Raw genomic sequence first — 5,089 nt, forward strand, 5'->3', positions numbered from 1 at the left:
CACCAGGTCCTCCACCCATTTCACCCGGGTCTTGGCGCACATGTCGTGCCCCTTGGACGGGGACGCGGTGTCCGCGTAACCGGCCTGGTGGGCCTTCGCCTGCACGGCCAGCATCCGGTTCAGCTTCTCCTCCGACTCGCGCAGGTAGGCGACGTCGGCCTTGCCGAGCGGCAGGAACGGCCAGCAGCCGTCGCCCGAGGGCAGCGCCGTCGGATAGCCGACCACGATCACCCGGGCCCGTGGCGCCCTCGCGTGGATTTCGGTGAGCACGGCGGCGATCTTGACCGCTGTCGCCGAGATCCGCGCGGCCAGTTCGTCGTACCCCCCGGCGTCCATCTTGTCCTGGCAGGGGGAGACCTTGGGGTCGGTGGTGGCGCACTCACCGGCCAGTTTGATGAAGCCGATGTCGTTGCCGCCGATGCCGAGCGTGACCAAGGTGGTGTCGGAGGTGACGGCGTCCAGTTGCGGCGGGTTCTCCCCATCCTTGGTCGCCTGCGGATGGGTGAGATCGACGGTGCTAGCCCCGCTGCAACTGACGTCGACGAACTCGGCCGGATTGAGCCGGGCCGCGATCAGCCTCGGATAGTTGTTGTCCGACCGTGCGCAACCGCGCGGCTCACCCACCCGCACTCCGGTCCGCGGGGAGGACGTGTAGGAATCGCCGAGCGACACGTAGCGGCCCGTGCCGCCACCCGTGCTGGAACCCGTCGGCGCCGGTGGCGGCGCCGACGAGCCCTGCTCCGATTTGTAGTACCCGAACCCGATCAGTCCGGCGAGTGTCACCGCCAGGATCAGGCCGGAACTGGATTTACCGGCCACATACCGGTTTTACGTCATTTCGCCTCGGACAGCAGTGCCCCGACCCGGTTGACTCCCTCGATCAGGTCCTTTTCGGCGAGAGCGTAGGAGAACCGGAAATAGCCGGGCGTCCCGAAGGCCTCACCGGGCACGACCGCCACTTCGGCCTCGCGCAGGATCAGGTCCGCCAGTTCCAGCGAGTCCGAGGGGCGCTCGCCGCGGATCTCCTTGCCGAGCACCGCCTTGACCGAGGGGTAGGCGTAGAACGCGCCCTTCGGGGTCGGGCACTCGACGCCGGGAATCTCCGACAGCATCGAGACGATCTTCTTCCGGCGCACGTCGAACGCGGCCCGCATCTCGTGCACCACGTCCAGCGGGCCCGCCACGGCGGCCAGAGCGGCCCGCTGCGACACGTTCGCCACGTTGCCGCACAGATGGGTCTGGTAGCTCGTGGCGGCCTTGATCACATCCTGGGGGCCGATGATCCAGCCGACCCGCCAGCCGGTCATCGAGTAGGTCTTCGCGACCCCGTTGAGGACCAGGGTGCGGTCGGCCATCTCGGGCACCACGACCGGCAGCGAGTGGTTCACCGCGTCGTCGTAGACGAGGTGTTCGTAGATCTCGTCGGTGATCACCCAGATGCCGTGCTCGTAGGCCCACTTGCCGATCTCCTCGATCAGCTCGCGGGGGTAGACCGCGCCGGTCGGGTTCGACGGCGAGTTGAACAGCAGCACCTTCGTGCGCTCGGTCCTGGCCGCCTCGAGTTGCTCGACGGTGACCAGGTAGCCGGTGGTCTCGTCCGCGGTGACCTGCACCGGCACCCCGCCCGCGAGTTTGATCGACTCGGGGTAGGTGGTCCAGTACGGGGCGAGCAGCAGTACCTCGTCGCCCGGGTCGAGCAGGGTGGCGAAGGCGGAGTACACGGCCTGCTTGCCACCGTTGGTGACGAGCACCTGCGACGGCTCGACCGAGAACCCGGAGTCGCGCAGCGTCTTCGCGGCCAGGGCCTCGCGCAGCTCGGGCAGGCCGGCGGCGGCGGTGTAGCCGTGGTTGGCGCGGTCGCGCACGGCCGCGATGGCGGCCTCCAGCACGTAGTCCGGGGTCGGGAAGTCGGGCTGCCCCGCGCCGAAGCCGATCACCGGGCGGCCCTCGGCCTTGAGCGCCTTCACCTTCGCGTCCACGGCGAGGGTCGCCGACGGCGTGATGCCGGCGATACGGGCCGAGATGCGGGGGTGGGTGACGGAAACGGGAGAGGTCATGCCTCCATGGTGGCACGCGGGGAGTGTGATCGAAGACTCAGGCCCCCGGCTCCGCGACGGGGACCACACCCCGCGGAGAAGGGTGCCGGAACGGCTCGCGGAGGGCCCGCCGGGGGCACTGGGAGGCCTCGGTTGCAAGGCGGTTCCCGGCTTGCCGTAGACTGCCGAACTTGGAACGTCCGGCACCGCGCCCCGTAGGATATGCGGGGTTGGTGAAGGGTGTCCCGCGAGCGGTGGTTGGGCTCGAAGGGGTGTAGCTCAAATGGCAGAGCAGCGGTCTCCAAAACCGCAGGTTGCAGGTTCAAGTCCTGTCACCCCTGCGTCGACAAAGGTGGTTCGAGGGAAGACGGGGTCGGCTGCCTAGACCCGGTCTTCTCGAAAAGGCACGGAGGAGTGGTCGTGAGCGACAACGACGCCGGCGGCGAGAAGGAACAGGAGTCCCAGCAGACTCCTCGCCCGGTCACCGCCGCGGCTCGGCGCGAGCGCCGCGCCTCCGCGCGTCCGGCAGGCAAGGCCACGGCCAAAGAAGCCGACAAGGCTCGTCCCGCTGCCAAGGCGGCCGCGGACGGTGCGGTGAAGCCTGCCGAGACCGGGAAGAAGGGCCGGGCGACCCCCAAGCGGGATCGCAAGGAGAAGAAGCCGTCGCCGCTGGCGAGGCTGATGCGGTTCATCCGCGAGGTGTGGGCGGAGCTGCGGAAGGTCATCTGGCCGTCCCGCAAGCAGATGATCACCTACACCACCGTGGTGCTGGTCTTCGTGGCTTTCATGGTCGCGTTGGTCTATTTGCTGGACTTCGCGTTCCGCAAGGGCGTGTTCTGGCTGTTCGGCTGAGCGCCAGGAGCGCGGGCCAGCACGAACACGACAAGCGATCAAGTGAGAGGACGGAACGTGACCTCCGAGAACGGCGTGACGGCCGGCGACGAGTTTGACGAGCCGGTCGAGCCGGTGCGTGAGTCCACCGCGGACGACGAGGCGCAGGCCGACCTCGAACCGAGCGACGTCGACACCCCGGCCGAGGCCGCCGGGGAGGAACCCGAGGCCGCCGCGGAAGAGCCCGAGGCCGCCGAGGACGACCCGGTCGCCAAGCTCCGCAAGGAACTGCAGGCGCTGCCCGGCGAGTGGTACGTGGTGCATTCCTACGCCGGGTACGAAAACAAGGTCAAGAACAACCTCGAGACCCGGACGCAGACCCTGGACGTCGAGGACTACATCTTCCAGATCGAGGTGCCCACCGAGGAGGTCACCGAGATCAAGAACGGCCAGCGCAAGGTCGTGCAGCGCAAGGTGCTGCCCGGCTACATCCTGGTCCGGATGGAGCTCAACGACGCCTCGTGGAGCGCGGTCCGCAACACCCCGGGCGTCACCGGTTTCGTGGGCGCCACCAACAAGCCGTCCCCGCTGACCATCGATGAGGTGCTCAAGTTCCTCGCGCCGAAGGTCGAGAAGCCCGCCCCGGCGAAGGCCAAGGGTGAGGCCGCGGCGGCCGAGGCGGCGCTGGGCGGAACCCCGGTCGAGGTGGACTTCGAGGTCGGCGAGTCGGTCACCGTGATGGACGGCCCGTTCGCGACGCTGCCCGCGACGATCAACGAGGTCAACGCGGACGCGCAGAAGCTGAAGGTCCTGGTTTCGATCTTCGGCCGGGAGACCCCGGTCGAGCTCTCGTTCAACCAGGTCTCCAAGATCTGACGGCCCTTCGTCGGCCGTTGGCCCTCGCTGCTGGCAGGCGCGCGAGGGACGTAGCAGTTGAAGAGGAACAGGAATGCCACCCAAGAAGAAGAAGCTTGCAGCGATCATCAAGCTGCAGATTCAGGCGGGTGCCGCGAACCCGGCCCCGCCGGTCGGCCCCGCGCTGGGTCAGCACGGCGTCAACATCATGGAGTTCTGCAAGGCCTACAACGCCGCCACCGAGTCGCAGCGCGGCAACGTGGTGCCGGTCGAGATCTCCGTGTACGAAGACCGGTCGTTCGACTTCAAGCTCAAGACCCCGCCGGCCGCGAGGCTGCTGCTCAAGGCCGCCGGTGTGGAGAAGGGCTCCGGTGAGCCGCACAAGACCAAGGTCGCCAAGGTGACCTGGGACCAGGTGCGCGAGATCGCCGAGACCAAGAAGAGCGACCTGAACGCGCACGACATCGAGCAGGCCGCCAAGATCATCGCCGGCACCGCCCGGTCGATGGGCATCACCGTCGAATAAACCGCCGTCGACCGTGTAGCGGCGACATCGAGCAGGCCGCACAGTGCCAGCCGAGATGATCGCCGGCGCCACCCGATGTCGTCGTGGGAGGGCCAGGCGCTGGCCCGGGACCACAACTGATCCACATTTCTTGAGTTAGGACAGAGCATGGCTAAGCGCAGCAAGGCCTATCGTCAGGCCGCCGAGCTGATCGACCGGGAGCGGCTGTACGCGCCGCTCGAGGCCGCGAAGCTCGCGAAGGAGACTTCCAAGGTCAAGATGGACGCCACCGTCGAGGTGGCCGTGCGTCTCGGGGTCGACCCCCGCAAGGCCGACCAGATGGTCCGCGGCACCGTGAACCTGCCGCACGGTACCGGTAAGACCGCCCGCGTCATCGTTTTCGCCGTCGGCGACAAGGCCGCCGAGGCCGAGGCCGCCGGTGCGGACGCGGTCGGCACCGACGAGCTGATCGAGCGCATCCAGGGTGGCTGGCTCGATTTCGACGCCGCGATCGCGACGCCGGACCAGATGGCGAAGGTCGGGCGCATCGCCCGCATCCTCGGCCCGCGTGGCCTGATGCCGAACCCGAAGACCGGCACGGTGACCCCCGCCGTCGCCAAGGCCGTCGCCGACATCAAGGGCGGCAAGATCAGCTTCCGGGTCGACAAGCAGGCCAACCTGCACCTGGTGATCGGCAAGGCCTCCTTCGAGCCGGAGAAGCTCGTGGAGAACTATGCCGCCGCGCTGGACGAGATCCTGCGTGCGAAGCCCTCCGCCGCGAAGGGCCGTTACCTGAAGAAGGTCACCTTCTCGACCACCATGGGCCCGGGCATCCCGGTCGACCCGGCGCGCACCCGCAACC

The 5,089-nt window shown here is 68.2% G+C and carries 6 protein-coding genes and 1 tRNA gene; 5 read left to right on the forward strand and 2 right to left on the reverse strand.

The window, feature by feature from the left end; all coding sequences use genetic code 11:
* Both FNH05_RS31940 and FNH05_RS31945 read right to left on the reverse strand, forming a co-directional pair.
* Window positions 1-819 (reverse strand): SGNH/GDSL hydrolase family protein (locus FNH05_RS31940; protein WP_144592571.1); only part of this gene is annotated, 819 nt, incomplete at its 3' end.
* A 14-nt stretch (window positions 820-833) separates the two neighbouring features.
* Window positions 834-2,057, reverse strand: a complete 1,224-nt coding sequence (locus tag FNH05_RS31945) for a pyridoxal phosphate-dependent aminotransferase (protein WP_144592572.1) — start codon at window positions 2,055-2,057, stop codon at window positions 834-836.
* A 247-nt stretch (window positions 2,058-2,304) separates the two neighbouring features.
* On the opposite strand from FNH05_RS31945, the gene FNH05_RS31950 reads away from it, so the two are divergent.
* The 5 genes from FNH05_RS31950 to rplA form a co-directional block, all read left to right on the forward strand.
* Window positions 2,305-2,377 (forward strand) — tRNA-Trp (locus FNH05_RS31950).
* Window positions 2,378-2,450: 73 nt separating this feature from the next.
* Window positions 2,451-2,888 (forward strand): preprotein translocase subunit SecE, encoded by a 438-nt coding sequence (gene secE, locus FNH05_RS31955; RefSeq protein ID WP_144592573.1) that lies wholly within the window; start codon window positions 2,451-2,453, stop codon window positions 2,886-2,888.
* A 57-nt stretch (window positions 2,889-2,945) separates the two neighbouring features.
* Window positions 2,946-3,743 (forward strand): transcription termination/antitermination protein NusG, encoded by a 798-nt coding sequence (gene nusG, locus FNH05_RS31960; protein WP_144592574.1) that lies wholly within the window; start codon window positions 2,946-2,948, stop codon window positions 3,741-3,743.
* Between the two features lie 73 nt (window positions 3,744-3,816).
* A complete protein-coding gene (gene rplK, locus FNH05_RS31965; protein WP_144592575.1) occupies window positions 3,817-4,248 on the forward strand; it encodes a 50S ribosomal protein L11 in 432 nt (143 codons plus the stop codon).
* A 147-nt stretch (window positions 4,249-4,395) separates the two neighbouring features.
* Window positions 4,396-5,089 (forward strand): 50S ribosomal protein L1 (gene rplA / locus FNH05_RS31970; protein ID WP_144592576.1); only part of this gene is annotated, 694 nt, incomplete at its 3' end.

The sequence above is a fragment of the Amycolatopsis rhizosphaerae genome (genome assembly GCF_007713715.1).
Classification (GTDB): domain Bacteria; phylum Actinomycetota; class Actinomycetes; order Mycobacteriales; family Pseudonocardiaceae; genus Amycolatopsis_E; species Amycolatopsis_E rhizosphaerae.

Excerpts from the sequence above, each read along its gene's own strand:
- FNH05_RS31945 (WP_144592572.1), bottom strand. The coding sequence starts at position 2,057 with ATGACCTCTCCCGTTTCCGTCACCCACCCCCGCATCTCGGCCCGTATC.
- rplK (WP_144592575.1), top strand. The coding sequence starts at position 3,817 with ATGCCACCCAAGAAGAAGAAGCTTGCAGCGATCATCAAGCTGCAGATT.